Source organism: Streptomyces sulphureus DSM 40104, from assembly GCF_000381025.1.
Taxonomy (GTDB): domain Bacteria; phylum Actinomycetota; class Actinomycetes; order Streptomycetales; family Streptomycetaceae; genus Streptomyces; species Streptomyces sulphureus.
Genome location: NZ_KB905820.1, coordinates 285,999 through 300,167, shown reverse-complemented (window position 1 = coordinate 300,167; position 14,169 = coordinate 285,999). Strand labels below are relative to the sequence as shown.

The 14,169-nt window shown below is 73.2% G+C and carries 12 protein-coding genes and 1 tRNA gene; 8 read left to right on the top strand and 5 right to left on the bottom strand.

The window, feature by feature from the left end:
- Nucleotides 1-10: 10 nt before the first annotated feature.
- Nucleotides 11-604, bottom strand: coding sequence for a histidine phosphatase family protein (locus F603_RS0122365; RefSeq protein ID WP_019548176.1), 594 nt, complete (start codon nt 602-604; stop codon nt 11-13).
- A 258-nt stretch (nt 605-862) separates the two neighbouring features.
- Between F603_RS0122365 and F603_RS0122360 the strand changes: the two genes are divergently transcribed.
- The 6 genes from F603_RS0122360 to F603_RS0122335 all read left to right on the top strand — a co-directional run bounded on the left by F603_RS0122360 (nt 863) and on the right by F603_RS0122335 (nt 6,387).
- Nucleotides 863-1,837 (top strand): phosphatase PAP2 family protein, encoded by a 975-nt coding sequence (locus tag F603_RS0122360; RefSeq protein WP_245600868.1) that lies wholly within the window; start codon nt 863-865, stop codon nt 1,835-1,837.
- A 31-nt stretch (nt 1,838-1,868) separates the two neighbouring features.
- Nucleotides 1,869-2,888: a hypothetical protein gene (locus F603_RS0122355; RefSeq protein ID WP_019548174.1), complete on the top strand. Its 1,020-nt coding sequence runs from the start codon at nt 1,869-1,871 to the stop codon at nt 2,886-2,888.
- On the top strand, nt 2,879-4,405 hold the full coding sequence (locus tag F603_RS0122350) for a hypothetical protein (protein WP_019548173.1): 1,527 nt from the start codon (nt 2,879-2,881) through the stop codon (nt 4,403-4,405). Before F603_RS0122355 ends, F603_RS0122350 begins: the two co-directional genes overlap by 10 nt.
- Nucleotides 4,402-5,727, top strand: a complete 1,326-nt coding sequence (locus tag F603_RS0122345; RefSeq protein ID WP_019548172.1) for an AAA family ATPase — start codon at nt 4,402-4,404, stop codon at nt 5,725-5,727. The genes F603_RS0122350 and F603_RS0122345 overlap by 4 nt, the downstream gene beginning before the upstream one ends.
- Before the next feature lie 102 nt (nt 5,728-5,829).
- Nucleotides 5,830-6,216, top strand: coding sequence for a hypothetical protein (locus tag F603_RS0122340; RefSeq protein WP_019548171.1), 387 nt, complete (start codon nt 5,830-5,832; stop codon nt 6,214-6,216).
- Between the two features lie 97 nt (nt 6,217-6,313).
- Nucleotides 6,314-6,387 (top strand) — tRNA-Lys (locus F603_RS0122335).
- 53 nt (nt 6,388-6,440) lie between these two features.
- Here the strand turns inward: F603_RS0122335 and F603_RS0122330 are convergent.
- Nucleotides 6,441-7,682 (bottom strand): M6 family metalloprotease domain-containing protein, encoded by a 1,242-nt coding sequence (locus F603_RS0122330; RefSeq protein ID WP_019548170.1) that lies wholly within the window; start codon nt 7,680-7,682, stop codon nt 6,441-6,443.
- A gap of 463 nt (nt 7,683-8,145) precedes the next feature.
- Between F603_RS0122330 and F603_RS0122325 the strand changes: the two genes are divergently transcribed.
- Entirely contained in the window at nt 8,146-9,879 is a 1,734-nt protein-coding gene (locus F603_RS0122325) for a putative bifunctional diguanylate cyclase/phosphodiesterase (protein WP_019548169.1), read from the top strand.
- 6 nt (nt 9,880-9,885) lie between these two features.
- Here the strand turns inward: F603_RS0122325 and F603_RS0122320 are convergent, their stop codons facing one another.
- The 3 genes from F603_RS0122320 to F603_RS0122310 all read right to left on the bottom strand — a co-directional run bounded on the left by F603_RS0122320 (nt 9,886) and on the right by F603_RS0122310 (nt 12,847).
- Nucleotides 9,886-10,995 (bottom strand): LLM class flavin-dependent oxidoreductase, encoded by a 1,110-nt coding sequence (locus F603_RS0122320; protein WP_019548168.1) that lies wholly within the window; start codon nt 10,993-10,995, stop codon nt 9,886-9,888.
- Between the two features lie 93 nt (nt 10,996-11,088).
- Nucleotides 11,089-11,844 (bottom strand): maleate cis-trans isomerase family protein, encoded by a 756-nt coding sequence (locus F603_RS0122315; RefSeq protein WP_019548167.1) that lies wholly within the window; start codon nt 11,842-11,844, stop codon nt 11,089-11,091.
- Between the two features lie 82 nt (nt 11,845-11,926).
- Entirely contained in the window at nt 11,927-12,847 is a 921-nt protein-coding gene (locus F603_RS0122310; RefSeq protein WP_019548166.1) for a maleate cis-trans isomerase family protein, read from the bottom strand.
- A 260-nt stretch (nt 12,848-13,107) separates the two neighbouring features.
- Here F603_RS0122310 and F603_RS0122305 point away from each other — a divergent pair, with 260 nt between their 5' ends.
- Nucleotides 13,108-14,073 (top strand): D-2-hydroxyacid dehydrogenase, encoded by a 966-nt coding sequence (locus tag F603_RS0122305; protein WP_026328634.1) that lies wholly within the window; start codon nt 13,108-13,110, stop codon nt 14,071-14,073.
- The last annotated feature ends 96 nt before the right edge of the window (nt 14,074-14,169 follow it).

Here is a 14,169-nt window from a genome sequence, read left to right as displayed (position 1 = left end):
CTGGCAGACGTCACTCCAGATGACCGGTGTCGTTCCACCGCTCGACCGCCGGGTCGCCGTACGCCCAGCCGAGGACCGAGAGCGAGGTCGGATCGAGGCGGAGCCGGGCGGCGAAGGCCGGGTCGAGGCCGAGCCACCGGGCGCCGAGGACGCGCAGTATGTGGCCGTGTCCGAAGACGAGGACGTCGCGGTCGGCCGAGCGCGCCCACCTGACGACCCGGTCGGCGCGTGCCGCGACCTCGGAGAGCGCCTCGCCTCCCGGCACGCCGTCGCGCCAGATGAACCAGTCGTCGCCGGCCCGGTCCTTGATCTGCGCGGGGGTGAGGCCCTCGTACTCGCCGTAGTCCCACTCCCTCAGCGCGTCCCACTCCTCGGCGCCCGAGAACCCGGCGAGTGCGCAGGTCTCCTTCGCGCGAGAGAGCGGGCTGGTGCGGACCTCGGCGCCGGGGAGCCCGTCCCAGGGGGCGCGTTGGAGGCGGTCGCGCAGGAGCTTGGCCATGGCACGGCCGGCGTCCAGGAGTGGGATGTCGGTGCGGCCCGTGTGCTGCCCGGAGATGGACCATTCGGTCTGCCCGTGCCGGACGAGGAGGATACGCGGTGCCATGGGTGCCTCTCGGTGTGGTTCGGGTGGCTCGGGGCCATTCTCGCTCAGCCGCTCTCGTTGCCCCTCGCACCCCATTCGTCGCATGCGTTCCACGCACCGCTCCGAACAGGCAGGACGCAAGATCCGCCGGTGGGTTGGGGACCTCACCGTACGGCTACGGGGCGTACGCCGTACGGTTGCCTGGCAGACACCGCGCCGTGCACCGCGGGGCGCGCCCCGTCCGGCAGTCCGAACGAGCAGCCCCGGGAGTGCGACCAGATGGCCATTGACCGCCGCCCCAGGTGGTGGACGGAACTGCCGTTGATCGCCGTCGTCTACACCCTCTACTCGCTGTGCAGACTCCTCGCCCGCGGAGACGTCGCCGCCGCCGTCGACCACGGCCTCGCGATCCTGCGCGTCGAGCGCCTCCTCGGCCTCGACTTCGAGACCTGGCTCAACGACGTCTTCACGCACAACGCCTGGATAGGCATACCCGCCGACTTCGCGTACGCAGCGCTCCATTACGTCGCGACGCCCGCCGTCCTCGTCTGGGTCTTCCGCCGGCACCTCGACACCTTCCGCGAACTGCGCACCTGGCTGCTCTCCTCCACGGTGATCGCACTCGCCGGCTTCACGCTCCTCCCGACGTCGCCGCCGAGGCTGCTCCATCCGGGACACGGCTTCGTCGACACGATGGCCGAGTACAGCGCCTACGGCTGGTGGGGCGACGAGGCGAGCGCACCACGCGGACTCGGCGGACTCACCAACCAGTACGCCGCGATGCCGAGCCTCCACGTCGGGTGGGCGCTGTGGTGCGCAGTGGTGCTCTGGCGGCTCGGCCCGCGCGTTCCCTGGGTGCGGGGGCTCGCCGTCGCGTACCCGCTGGGCATCACCGTCATCGTGATGGGGACGGCCAACCACTACTTCCTCGACGCCGTCGCGGGCGCCGCCGTGATGGGCGCCGGGTACCTGCTCACCCCGTCGCTGCTCCGCCTCTCGCGGCGCGTACGAGGGCTGCCGCCCGAGCCGGCGCCGCGTCTCCCGCTCGCCGACCCCGTGCCGCGTGCCGCCGCGACCCGCGCTGTCAGTGGCGGGTGCAAGACTGCCGCGAGTACCGCAACCTCCCGCAAGGCACACGCAGATGACCACACCGCAGCCGTCTCGGCCCACGCCCCACCGGGCGCTCCAGCAGCCGGCCGCCGCGGACGTCCCCCCGCAGGCGGCGGGGAGGACACTGCCGCAGCGGCTCGCTGAGCTCCGCGGCGCGGAGGTTCAGCCGCGCCCGATGGACGCACGCGCCCTCGCCGCCCTCGCCGCCAACCCGGGCTGCCACAGGCGCGCCCTCCTCGACGCCGCAGGAGTCGACAAGCGCACCGTCGCCGAACGCCTGGGCGCACCGGCCCCGTTCGGCAGATCGCAGTTCGCCTTCGCGCGCGGCCACTCCTTCGAGTCGGGCGTGACCGCCGAGGGCGGCGCCGCGTTGATCCGGCTCCTCTGCCGGCAGACGGGCGAGGAGCAGCCAGAGCCCGAGTCGGTCCGGGTGCCCGAGCTCAACGCGGCGGGTCCCGCGGCCCGCGCCGGCCGCACCGCGCTCGAACTCCGCGCGGCCGCCGCGAGAGGCGGCTGGTCCCTGCTGGACCACCCGATGCTCTCCCTCCCCGTGGCAGGCGCCGCTGTCCACCTGGAGCCCGACGCGCTCGCCGTCCATCCCGACGGCTCGGTCACCGTCGTGGAGATCAAGTCCTTCCCGATCCTGGACGGTTCGGCCGACGCCGCGAAGGTCGGCGCCGCCGCCCGGCAGGCCGCGGTCTACGCGCTCGCGCTGGAGGACCTCGCCGAGGTCCGGGAGCGCGCCCTGCTCGTCTGCCCCGAGGACTTCTCCAACTCCCCCACCGCGGCCCCGCTCGACCTCCGCAAGCAGTGCGCCGCGACCCGCCGCCAACTCGCCCGGCTCACCCGTATCGAGGAGATCGCGGAACTCGTCCCGGCCGGCGCCGGCTTCGCCCCCTCCAGCTCCGAGGGCGAACTCGCCGAAGCGGTCGCCTCCGTCCCCGCCGCGTACGCGCCCGAGTGCCTCTCCACCTGCGAGCTCGCCTTCCACTGCCGTTCCAAGGCCCGCGCTGCCGGCGCCGTGGAAGCCCTGGGGCGCTCCGTGCGGGGCGAGTTGGGCGGCCTGCGCACCGTCGAGGAGGTCCTGGAGGCCGCACGGTCCGAGCAGGAGCCGGCCGACGACCCGGCGGCCGCGGCGCTGCGCCGCGCCGCCCGTCTGCGGGACGCGGCGCTCGCGGAGGCGGCATGTCGCTGATCTCCGTGCTCGCCCGGGCCGAGGCCGCCGAGAGCGGCCGGGCCGCCCCGCTCGCCACCGTCCGCCACCGCCATCTCGCCGCACACCCGCTGGTGCTCGTGCCGCTCACCACCGCAGGGGAGGACGCCGCACCGCTCGGCGCCCTCGTCGGCACCGACCGCGGCGCGCCGCGGCTCCTCACCGTCCCGCAGCCGCGCAACCGCGAACTGCGCAGCACCTTCCTCGCCGCGCTCGCCGAGGAGGTGCTCCCGCACATCGAGTCCGCCGCCGAGGAGGTGGAGTACGTCGAGCGCAAGGAGACGGAGCCCGAGACGGGGAAGAAGGTCACCGTCCAGGCCGAACTCTGCCTCGACGCACCGCAGTTGCTCGTACCCAACCCGGCCGGCGTCGAGTTCCTGCGGCTCCTCGGCCGCGCCACCCGCTTCCGCCGCACCGCCGAGGAGGACCCGCAGGCCGCGCACCCGTCCCCGCCGCGAGTGCCGCTCCTCGGCCGCTGGCTCAGCCACTACGCCGAGCGCGCCCGCGTCCCCGGCTCCTCGCTCCTGCTCCCCGTCACCGAACTCCTCATCCGCCACTGGGCGACGGGCCGGAGCACCCTCGAGGACCAGCACCTGGCCGCCCTCCTCGCCTGGATCGCCCCTCCCCCCGGCACGACGGGCGAGGCCGCCGCCCTCCACGCGGAACTCGCCCGCGACGAACGCGGCCAACTCCTCGTCCCCCCGGCGGGTCCCAGCACCGACCCCGCGTTCGACAACACGCTGCTCGGCCCCGCGATCGACCGCTTCGACGCGGGTGTCGCGGACGCCGCCGCCGACCTGGCACACCTCGTGGAGGCACAGCTCCGCCCCACTTGGGACGCGGTCTGGCACGCCGTCGACCTCCTGCGCACCCTGCCGCCGGCCGCGCACCTGCCCGCCCGCTGGAGACGCGACCGCCACTCCTACACCCACCACAGGGACCGCGTCGGCGCCGGAGAACCGCCCCAGCCCCGGCGGGACGACGCGGTCACGGCGGCCCGCAAGCTCGTCTCGCGCGAGCAGTCGCAGGCCGAGCTCGACGCGCAGGAGGCGCTCGACGACCCCCTCACGATGGCCGAACGCCGCCTCGCGGGCGAGGCGTTCGCAGGCGAGGTACTCGACGTCACGATGGCGTACAGCGAGGGCAAGCGCCCGATGCCCCGCCCCCTCGTCACCTGCCGCTCCGAGGACGGCCCGCTCCCCGAGGGAACGGCACGGCTCCACCGCGCGCTGCCCTCGGGCGGCGAACAGCGCGGCGAGGTCGCCGAGCACGGCGAGGTCTTCACCGTGCGGCTCACCAATGGCATGGGACGGAGTAAGGAGCCGGCGGAAGGGAGCGTGCCCGAGCCGGGCGAGCGCCTCTGCTGGACGCTCTTCGAGCATGCACCGCGCGGCGGCCCCGGCCTCCCGGAGCCCGAGGCGACCCCGTGGACGCACGGCGGCCCGCCCGCCCAACTCCCCGAGCCGCCCGACGCGTTCACTCCCGAGGACCGCCTGTGACCGAACAAGCCGGTACCCGCCATGCCTCCGTCGTCGACGCGGTACTCCACGACACGCTCCACTCCCCCGAGCGCGGCGTCGTCGTGGACTCCCCGCCGGGCGCGGGCAAGTCCACCCTCGTCGTCCGCGCGGCCCGAGAGCTCGCCGCCGCCGGCCGACGCCTGATGCTCGTGGCGCAGACCAACGCCCAGGTGGACGACCTCGTCGACCGCATCGCCACCGCGGACCCGCACCTCCCCGTCGGCCGCCTCCACAGCAACGAGCCGGACCCGTACGACCCCCTCCTCGACGCCCACGAGTCGGTCCGCACCTCGGCCAAGCCGGCCGACCTCGCCGAGCTGGGCGTCGTCGTCTCGACGGCGGCGAAGTGGGCGTGGGTGAAGACGGAGTCCCCGTGGCCGCAGGCGATCGTCGACGAGGCGTACCAGATGCGCTCCGACGCGCTCCTCGCCGTCGCCGGACTCTTCGAACGGGCGCTCTTCGTGGGCGATCCGGGCCAGTTGGACCCGTTCAGCCAGGTCGGAGCGGGCCAGTGGGCCGGCCTCGCGCACGACCCCTCGATGAGCGCCGTCGGCACCCTGCTCGCGCACAACGCCGAGCTGCGCCGCCACCGGCTGCCGGTCTCCTGGCGCCTCCCGGCGTCGGCAGCGGGGCTGGTCTCCTCCGCCTTCTACCCGTACACGCCGTTCACCAGCGGCACCTCCCCCGGCGACCGACGCCTTACGTTCGAGGCGGCGTCGAGCGGCTCGGCCGCCGACCGCGTCGTCGACGAGGCGGCGGCGTCCGGCTGGGGCCTCCTCGAACTCCCCGAACGGCACACCCCGAGGACCGACCCCGAGGCGGTGGCCGCCGTCGCCTCCGTCGTCCGCAGCCTGCTCACCCGCGGCGGCCTCGCGTACGGCGAGCGCTCCCCAGAGCCCACCGCGCTCACCCAGGCCCGGGTCGCCGTCGGCACCGCCCACCGCGACCAGGCGGCCGCGGTCCGCGCCGCCCTAGCGAAGGCCGGCTTCCCCGAGGTGACGGTGGACACCGCCAACCGTCTCCAGGGGAGGGAGTTCGACGTCACCGTCGTCCTCCACCCGCTTTCGGGCCGCCCCGACGCCACCTCCTTCCACCTGGAGAGCGGCCGGCTCTGCGTCCTCGCCTCGCGGCACCGGCACGCCTGCGTCGTGGTGTGCCGCGCCGGCGTCGCCCGCCTGCTCGACGAGCATCCCTCGGCGGAGCCCGTCGAACTCGGCGCCGAGGTCGCGTTCCCCGACGGCTGGGAGGCGAACCACGCGGTCCTCGCCGAACTCGCCGAGCACACCGTCCGCACCGACTGACCGCGCACGCCGCCGGCACCCGGCCGGGCCCCGGCGCCTGTGCACCGCGGCCCGTAGGGGGCGCACAATGGACGGCGCCCGACAGACGATGGAGGTACGCACATGTCCGAGCCGCCCTCGGCACCGGAGCCTTCCGCCTCCGGCTCCTCCTCGGCCGGAGGCGGCGGGCCGCGGTTCAAGCGGCCGGCCCCGCTGCTCTTCGAGCCGTCCGAAGCCACGGCCGACAGGGAGCACTTCTTCGGCCTGGAGTCGCTCACCGACCCTCGCGAGACGCTGGAGCGCGCGACGGAGCTGGCGCTGGCCTTCCGCGCCGCCGCCGACCGCGCCGTCGAGTTCCAGGCGACGGCCGCGGCGCACCTCGCCGACCCGCGCCGTTTCGACCGGCTGACCGACGCGGCGATCGCGGAGCGCGCCGACTGGACGGAGGAGTACGCCCGCAGAATGGTCGAGTTCGGCCGCGAGCTCCTCAGGGACCGCCGCACCGAGTGACGCACCGCACGCTGCGCCGCAGGTGGGGCCGCGGGTCGCGCGGACGCTCGATTTCGTCTTCGCCCTCCGGTGGTGCTAGGGTCTACGACGTCAACCGGCGCCGCTAGCTCAGTTGGTTAGAGCAACTGACTCTTAATCAGTGGGTCCGGGGTTCGAGTCCCTGGCGGCGCACAGGCAGCGGAAGGCCCCTCGCTCCGGCGAGGGGCCTTCCGTGTGCGCGCCCCCTACTTCGTGATCTTCACTTCCCACTCCCCGTCCGCGCCCCGCCCGGTCACCTCGACGCGCACCCCCTCCTTGGTGACATGCCCCTCACCCACGCCCAGCGGCGCGTCGGCGAGCGCCGGGTGGACGGAGGTGCGCAGGCAGGCGCTGGTCCCCGGGTGCCCGTCGATCACCTCGACGGGACCGTGGGTCGAGGCGGTGTCGCTGTGCACGCGGTACATCAGCACCCCCTCGCGGCAGACGGAGGCGTCCCCGCCCTGCCGAGTCCGCGCCTCGACGGCGATCGCCGAACTCGTACCGGTGCGCACCACGGCCATCCGCGTCCCGTCGGGGCCTTCGACGCTCGCTCCGTCCGCGCCGCCCGAGGGAGCCGAGACGGGTCGGAGCGAGTGCCGGGTGACGCCGTGTCTCGCCGGGGCGCAGTCGATGTTGCGGGGCCCGAGCCACCCGATCTTCCACCGGTGCCAGGCGAAGGGTTCGGGCGCGAGACCGAACTGGCTGCCCATGAGGTCCCAGTCGCCCACCCTGGTGTCCCAGTCCGCCTTGCCGTCCTCGGGTTGCTGGTAGAGGTCGGGCAGGTCGAAGACGTGTGCCGTCTCGTGCGCCAGGACGTGCCGGTCGGGCGGGCTCTGCTCGAAGACCGTGACGAGGCGGCGCAGTTCGCCGCCGTCGACCTCGACGGGCTCGTCGAAGTTGACGACCTTGGTGGCGTCGGAGTCGACGCCGGGCGCGTCCGGGTCGGCGATGAGGTACACGACGTCGTACTTGGCGAAGTCGAGCCGCGGGTCCACGACGTCGATGGCGTCCCGCAGGTAGTCGGTGCGCCGCTCGGGGTCCCAGTCGCGCTGTATCCCGTAGGCGGTGGACGGCCTCGGCATGGTGATCCACCGGTGCGCGGAGTGGGGGCGCAGGTGGAAGGCTCCGTAGGAGGTCTCGTCGAAGAAGCGGGTGGTGTCGGGGAAGTGGTCGGCCGTGAGCTCGGCCGGCGTGGTCTTCGGCTTCGCGTCGGGGAACGAGAGGAAGACGAGCGCGGCGTCGAAGGTGCCGCGCGGGCGCTTGTACGCGTCGTCCCAGGTGTCGGTGCCCAGGGAGTGGTGCGCATCGGTGCGCGGGAGGGCGCAGGGCATGGCGCCGCCGGCGGCGGTGACCGGGCCGGCGAGCAGGGCCATGCCCATGAAGGCGACGAGTGAGGTGAGCACCGCCGCCGCGCGGTACGCCCGTCGGCGCCGGGCGACGGCGGCCACCTCGGGGGGTATATGCGACTGGGCCACGTGGGACCTCACCGGATCAGGGAGTGCTGAGTTCTCACCACCTTGTCCCATATGCCCGGTTCTGTACCGTTCCGGTAGGCCGGACGAGTCACAGAGATATGACTACCCTTCGTAGTCTTCTGTCGTAAGCGATCAGAGTGTCGCCGCCGCCCGGACAGATTCAGTCAGGGTCGTACCCAGGGGCCCGGTGCGCGTGCGCAGTTGACCGATGCCGACCGCCCAAACACTGGCTCCGCTCGTCCGGCGGCCTCTATGATCGGCACATTTCCAGCGCGGATCTGCGCCCGAGCGGCCGCAAGGCCACGGCTCCCGAACGGTCCGCACGAATCGAACCACCGCGGAGCGATCGGTGAACGGACCCCTCGAAGGACCGGACAAAGGCTCCGGAGACGCCCCGGGAAACCCCCCGCAGGCATGCACGCAAAGTAGTCAGCCGATGCTGCGGCAGGCGCGTGCCGCAGCACCGGAGAGCGCCTACGCCGCCGCGTTCCACACGGCTCCGCTCCCGATGGCCGTCATCGACCACGAGGGCCGCGTCCTCACCGCCAACCGCGCGCTCGGCTCCTTCCTCGGCACGCCGCCCGCGACGCTCGTCGGCGCCCCCGTCGCCGAACTCGGCGGCCTCGGCCTCGACGGCCGCACGACCGCCGCGTACCGCGAGGTCCTCCACGGCCGCACCGACCGCATGCGCTGCACCCGCAGGCTCAAGCACGCCGACGGCCATGCACTCCACGCGGAGATCGCCGTCACCTCGACGGCACCCGGCCACCAGGCCCTCCTCTCCGTCACCGACGTCAGCGAGCAGCACGAACTCCGCGAGCGGCTACGGCACCTGCGGATGCACGACCCCGTCACCAAGCTCCCCAACCGCTCCCTGTTCTTCGAGCGGTTGAGCAGCGCCCTGGAGGACTCGGCCACCGGACGCACCGGCATCTGCTACCTCGACCTCGACGGGTTCAAGGCCGTCAACGACACCCTCGGGCACCGCGTGGGCGACGCCCTCCTCGACGCCGTCGCGCAGCGGCTCACGCACTGCGCCGAGGGCGCCGCCGCGCGCGAGCGGACGGACGCGGGCGGCGCACTCGCCGAGGGGGGCGGCCACCTCGTCGCGCGGTTGGGCGGCGACGAGTTCGCCCTCCTCGTCGAGGGCTCGACGGGCACACAGCAACTGACGGCGCTCGCGCAGGCGCTGCTCTCCGCGCTCCAGCAGCCGTTCGACCTCTGCGGCCACCGGCTCACCGTCTCCGCGAGCGTCGGCGTCGTCGAACGCGAGACGGCGGGCACGACGCCGACCGAGCTGATGCAGGCCGCCGACACCACCCTGTACTGGGCGAAAGCCGACGGGAAGGCGCGGTGGACGCTCTTCGACCCCGAGCGCAGCGCCCACCTGATGACCCGGCAGGCGCTCTCCTCCACGCTGCGGCGGGCCGTCGACCGCGGGGAGTTCGTCGTCGAGTACCAGCCCATCGTGGACTTCGACGACGACGTGCTCCGCGGCGTCGAGGCCCTCGTGCGGTGGCAGCACCCGCAGTTCGGGCGGCTCGGGCCCGACCGGTTCATCGGCCTCGCCGAGGAGAACGGCGCGATCGTGCCGCTGGGGCGGTGGGTGCTCGCCGAGTCCTGCCGTCGGGCGAAGGAGTGGCTGGGGCGACGGCCGGAGGGCGGCGTCTACGTGAGCGTCAACGTCGCGGTGCGGCAGGTGTGGGACTCGGACATCGTGACCGACGTCGCCGAGGTGCTGGAGGAGACGGGGCTACCCTCCGGGCTGCTCCAGTTGGAGCTCACCGAGTCCGCCGTGATGGGCTCGGCGGGGCGGCCGCTCCAGGCGCTCCACGCGCTCTCCGAGATGGGCGTGCGGATCGCCATCGACGACTTCGGCACCGGGTACTCCAACCTCGCCTACCTCAGCCGCCTCCCCGTGCGCACCCTGAAGCTCGACGGCTCCTTCGTGCAGGGCTTCCGCACGGCCCGCCACTCCAACCCGGCAGACGAGACGATCGTCACCGCGCTCGTCCAACTCGCCCACAAACTGGGCCTGTCGGTGACCGCGGAGTGTGTCGAGGGACCGGCGCAGGCCGAGCGGCTCCGCCGGATCGGCTGCGACGCGGGCCAGGGGTGGCACTACGCCAAGCCGATGGCGGCGGAGCGGATCTCCCGTCTGCTCGCCTGAGGGGGCTCAGGCGGGGAGACCGTAGGCGTCCGCGACGAGTTCGTAGGAGCGGACGCGCGCGGACGGGGTGTGCGCGTTGGCCGTGAGCATCAACTCGTCGGCGCCGGTGCGCTCGACGAGGGCGTCGAGGCCGGTGCGGACGGCTTCGGCGGTGCCGTAGACGACGTTGCCCAGCCAACTGTCGACGAAGTCCTTCTCCACCGGACTGAAGGAGTACGCCTCGGCCTCCTCCGGGGTCGGGACGAGCCCGGGACGGCCGGTGCGCAGGCGCAGCATCGACAGGGCGCCCGTGAGGATCTGCCGGTGCGCCTCCCGCTCGGTGTCGGCAGCGAAGGCCGAGGCTCCGATGAGCGTGTACGGCTTCTCCAGCACCTCGGAGGGGCGGAAGCTCTCGTGGTAGAGCTCCAGCGCCGGAAGGGTGTTCGCGGCCGAGAAGTGGTGCGCGAACGCGAACGGAAGGCCGAGCTGGCCCGCGAGTTGGGCGCTGAAGCCGGAGGAGCCGAGCAGCCAGACCTGCGGGCGCGACGTCTCCGCGCCGTCCGTCGCCTGTACCGGGCCGGGTACGGCGTGGATGCGCGCGTAGGGGTGGCCGGCGGGGAAGTCGTCGTCGAGGAAGCGGACCAACTCGGCGAGCTGCTGCGGGAAGTCCTCCGCACCCTCGCGGAGCCGGTCGGTGCGGCGCAGCGCGGCGGCCGTGGCGCCGTCGGTGCCGGGCGCACGGCCGAGGCCGAGGTCGACGCGGCCGGGGGCGAGCGCCTCCAGGGTGCCGAACTGCTCGGCGATGACGAGCGGCGCGTGGTTGGGCAGCATCACGCCGCCCGAGCCGAGGCGGATGCGGTCCGTGTGAGCGGCGAGGTGGGAGAGGATCACCGCGGGCGAGGAGCTGGCGACGCCGGGCATCGAGTGGTGCTCGGCGACCCAGTAGCGCGTGAACCCGCGTGCCTCCGCGAGCCGCGCCGCCTCCACCGAGGAGAGCAGCGCCTCGCGCGCGGTCCTGCCCTCGCCCACGTTGACCAGGTCGAGCACCGACAGGGGTACGGGTGCGGTGCCGAGGGCTTCGCCCCGTACCCCGTCGGTCGTGCTCCGGTTCTGCTCTGTGCTGCCAGCGTCGCCCACTGTGGCCCGCCTTCCTCGGTACGTACGTTCCCGAGGGGGCAACACGGCGGACCCGCCTTCTCTTCCCGGGCCGGTGGACGCGGTGCGTGCGGCTCAGTCGGCGGGAGAGAAGAGCGTCCCCAACTGCGGGCAGTGCGCGCGGAGTCCGAGGAGGCGCAGGCCCTCCCAGGCGGTCACCTGGTTCGCCGTGAGCACCGGCTTGCCCAGCTCGGCCTCGAGCTGCGGAATCCACGCCGCGGTGTGGAGGGCCGTGTCCGGGAGGAGCACGGCCTGTGCCTCGGGGTGGTCGCCCTCGCGTGCCAGGGCGAGGACCTCGGCGCGGCCCCAGGTGCCGACTTCCGCCGCCGTGATGATGCCGCTCCCCTGCCGCGCCACGACCTCGGCGCCGGCCGACTTCAGGAAGCCGGCGAAGAGTTCGGCGACGTCGTCCGGATAGGTCGCGGCGACGGCGACGCGCTCGGCGCCGAGCGCCTGCACGGCATGGGCGAAGGCGAACGAGGTGCTGGAGGCGGGGAGCCCCGCGGTCGTCGAGAGCTCGCGGACCTGCTCGCGGGCGCCGTCCCAACCGAAGACGAAGCTCGCCGAGGTGCAGGCCCACACGACGGCGCCGATGCCGGCCGCCTTCACCTCGTCGACCTTGTCGGCGAGGCGGTGTGCCGAGCCCATCTCCAGTAGCGCCTCGACACGGTGCGCGTCCGTGCCGATGTCGGTGTGGACGAGCGGGAGGCGGACCTCGGTGCCCGACTCGTCGAGGAGCCGTTGCAGCCTGGGGTAGTCGTCCTCGGCGGAGTGGCCCGGGTAGAGGAAGCCGACGGCCGGGGTGGTGCGCGGGTGCGCTGGTTCTGCCACGTACGCCTCCTGGCGCGGTTGTGGTGTGCGGGATGCAGCGGTGCGCGGGCGCCGTGAGCGGCGCCCGCGCCGGTGAGGTGCGTCAGGCGGGGGGCTGCGGGCCCCACTCCTCGCTCTGCGCCGGGTGCGCCGGATCGTGGGCGGTGTCGAGCGGGTCGCCCGGTTCGGTGCCGGCTCCGGTGAGCGCCGCCTCCGGTTCCGTGGACGGCGGTTCGGCGGCGCGGGGCTCGGGCGGCGGCGCGGGGGCCATGGCGGCGGGGCCGCTGCGCGCCACCGGGTCGAGGAGCGCCTGGTACGGGCCGACCGCTTCCTTGCCGATGCTCTTCAGCGCGGCCCACATGGTGACCTGGTTCGCCGAGAGGACCGGCATCCGCAACTCCGCTTCGAGCTGCGGGATGACGTCGTAGGTGGGCAGGTTGGTGCAGCTGATGAAGAGCGCGTCGGGGGCGTCGACGGCGGCCTGCCTGGCCATGTCGACGACCTCCCGGTAGGACACCTTCCAGATATGGCAGGTGAGCCCGAGGTAGCTGCGTCCGGTGACGGACATGCCGCCTTCGGCGAGGTACTCCTCCAGCGAGTCGGTGACGGATTTGGTGTAGGGCGTGACGACGGCGATGCGGTGGGCGCCGATCTCTTCGAGCGCCGCGAGCAGCGCGCCAGAGGTGGTCAGCGACGGCACCTCGCCGGACTGCGCCATCGCCGCGGTCATCGCGCGCTCGCCCGCCGTGCCGCCCACGAAACTGCCCGACGTACAGGCGTAGGCGACGACTTCGGGCGCGACGGCGGTGAGTGCGCGGACCCCTTCGCGCAGGGTCTCGTGCTCGCTGACCAGGCGGGCCAGGTCGAGGCTGACCTCGACGGGCACGAAGGGTGTTCGCGTCAGGTGCAGGGACACGTCGTCCGGCACCCAGCGCCAGAGCTCTCGGTCGAGAGCGAAGTCGAACGGAGCGACGATGCCGACACCGCGCTGCGGTTTCGGTCCGCCGAGGAAGGAGACGTCCATTTTTCGAGCCCCAAGAGACGGAGGGATGACTCGTGACCAGATGACCAGAGCCCGACCGGGGCAGGTGCCTCGGCAGACGCCGGTCAGAACCGGTGAAGAAGGAATGGAGAATGCCGGTCAGAAGCCGGGACGCCGGGACAGATGTCTTTGTTGACGAAGGTAGTTTCCGCTCCCTACCGTGGTCAATCCTCGCATCCACGGCGGGATCTCGCGCACGGTTCCGGTCCACCGTCCCTTCGTTTCGAAATGGTTTCCTGCCGATGTCTGAAACGCACGTCCTGGTCCTAGAAGCGGAACCTCTTCCTTCGCTCGATCGCCTCAAGGGCCGGGCCACCGTCTCGTACGCGGACGCCGCGACGCTCCCCCAACTCCTGCCCTCGGCCGACGTGCTGCTGGTCTGGGACTTTCTCTCCGACGCGGTCCGCAGGGCGTGGCCCGGCACGGGGCCGCGCCCCGGCTGGGTGCACACCCCGAGCGCCGGTGTCGACCGTTTGCTTCCGGAACTTTCCGAGCCGGCGAGTACGGTGCTCACCAATGCGCGCGGAGTCTTCGACCAGCCGATCGCCGAATATGTGGCGGGACTGGTTGTGGCTATGGCCAAGGATTTTCACGGGACTTGGGAATTGCAGAGGCAGAGGAAGTGGCGGCACCGGGAGACAATGCGCGTCGCCGGAACGCATGCCGTCGTCGTGGGGAGCGGCCCGATCGGCCGGGCAATTGGGCGCACACTTATGGCACTCGGTGTCAGCGTGGACCTCGTCGGGCGCACACCGCGGAACGGCGACGCGGAATTCGGTGAGGTGCACGGGATCGGCGCGCTCGACGGCCTGCTGCCCGAGGCGCACTGGGTCGTCTGCGTCGCACCGCTCACCGAGGAGTCGCAGGGGCTCTTCGACGCCGACCGGTTCGCGCGCATGCGCCCGGGGGCACGCTTCATCAACGTGGGACGCGGGCAGCACGTCGTGACGGACGACCTCGCCGCCGCGCTGCTCAGCCACCACCTCGCGGGCGCCGCGCTCGACGTCTTCGCCGAGGAGCCGCTCGCTGCGGAGAGCGGGCTGTGGGACGTACCGGGGCTGCTGGTCTCGCCGCACATGAGCGGGGACACCGCCGGCTGGCGCCAGGACCTCGCCGAGCAGTTCCTCGACAACTTCGACCGCTGGGAGGCGGGGCGCCCGCTCCTCAACGTCGTCGACAAGGCCCTCGGCTACGTGCGCTCGGACTGAGCCGCCCGCGCCCGCCGGGGGCGCGCGCACGACCCCATTCAACACCGCGCGCGAGCGTGCACCCACCGGTGCGAGCCACCGCGGCGGATCGGCACT

What these genes read in the sequence shown, in the direction of transcription:
- F603_RS0122365 (WP_019548176.1), bottom strand. Translation starts at nt 604, where the DNA reads ATGGCACCGCGTATCCTCCTCGTCCGGCACGGGCAGACCGAATGGTCC.
- F603_RS0122360 (WP_245600868.1), top strand. Translation starts at nt 863, where the DNA reads ATGGCCATTGACCGCCGCCCCAGGTGGTGGACGGAACTGCCGTTGATC.
- F603_RS0122355 (WP_019548174.1), top strand. Translation starts at nt 1,869, where the DNA reads ATGGACGCACGCGCCCTCGCCGCCCTCGCCGCCAACCCGGGCTGCCAC.
- F603_RS0122350 (WP_019548173.1), top strand. Translation starts at nt 2,879, where the DNA reads ATGTCGCTGATCTCCGTGCTCGCCCGGGCCGAGGCCGCCGAGAGCGGC.
- F603_RS0122340 (WP_019548171.1), top strand. Translation starts at nt 5,830, where the DNA reads ATGTCCGAGCCGCCCTCGGCACCGGAGCCTTCCGCCTCCGGCTCCTCC.
- F603_RS0122325 (WP_019548169.1), top strand. Translation starts at nt 8,146, where the DNA reads ATGCTGCGGCAGGCGCGTGCCGCAGCACCGGAGAGCGCCTACGCCGCC.
- F603_RS0122310 (WP_019548166.1), bottom strand. Translation starts at nt 12,847, where the DNA reads ATGGACGTCTCCTTCCTCGGCGGACCGAAACCGCAGCGCGGTGTCGGC.
- F603_RS0122305 (WP_026328634.1), top strand. Translation starts at nt 13,108, where the DNA reads ATGTCTGAAACGCACGTCCTGGTCCTAGAAGCGGAACCTCTTCCTTCG.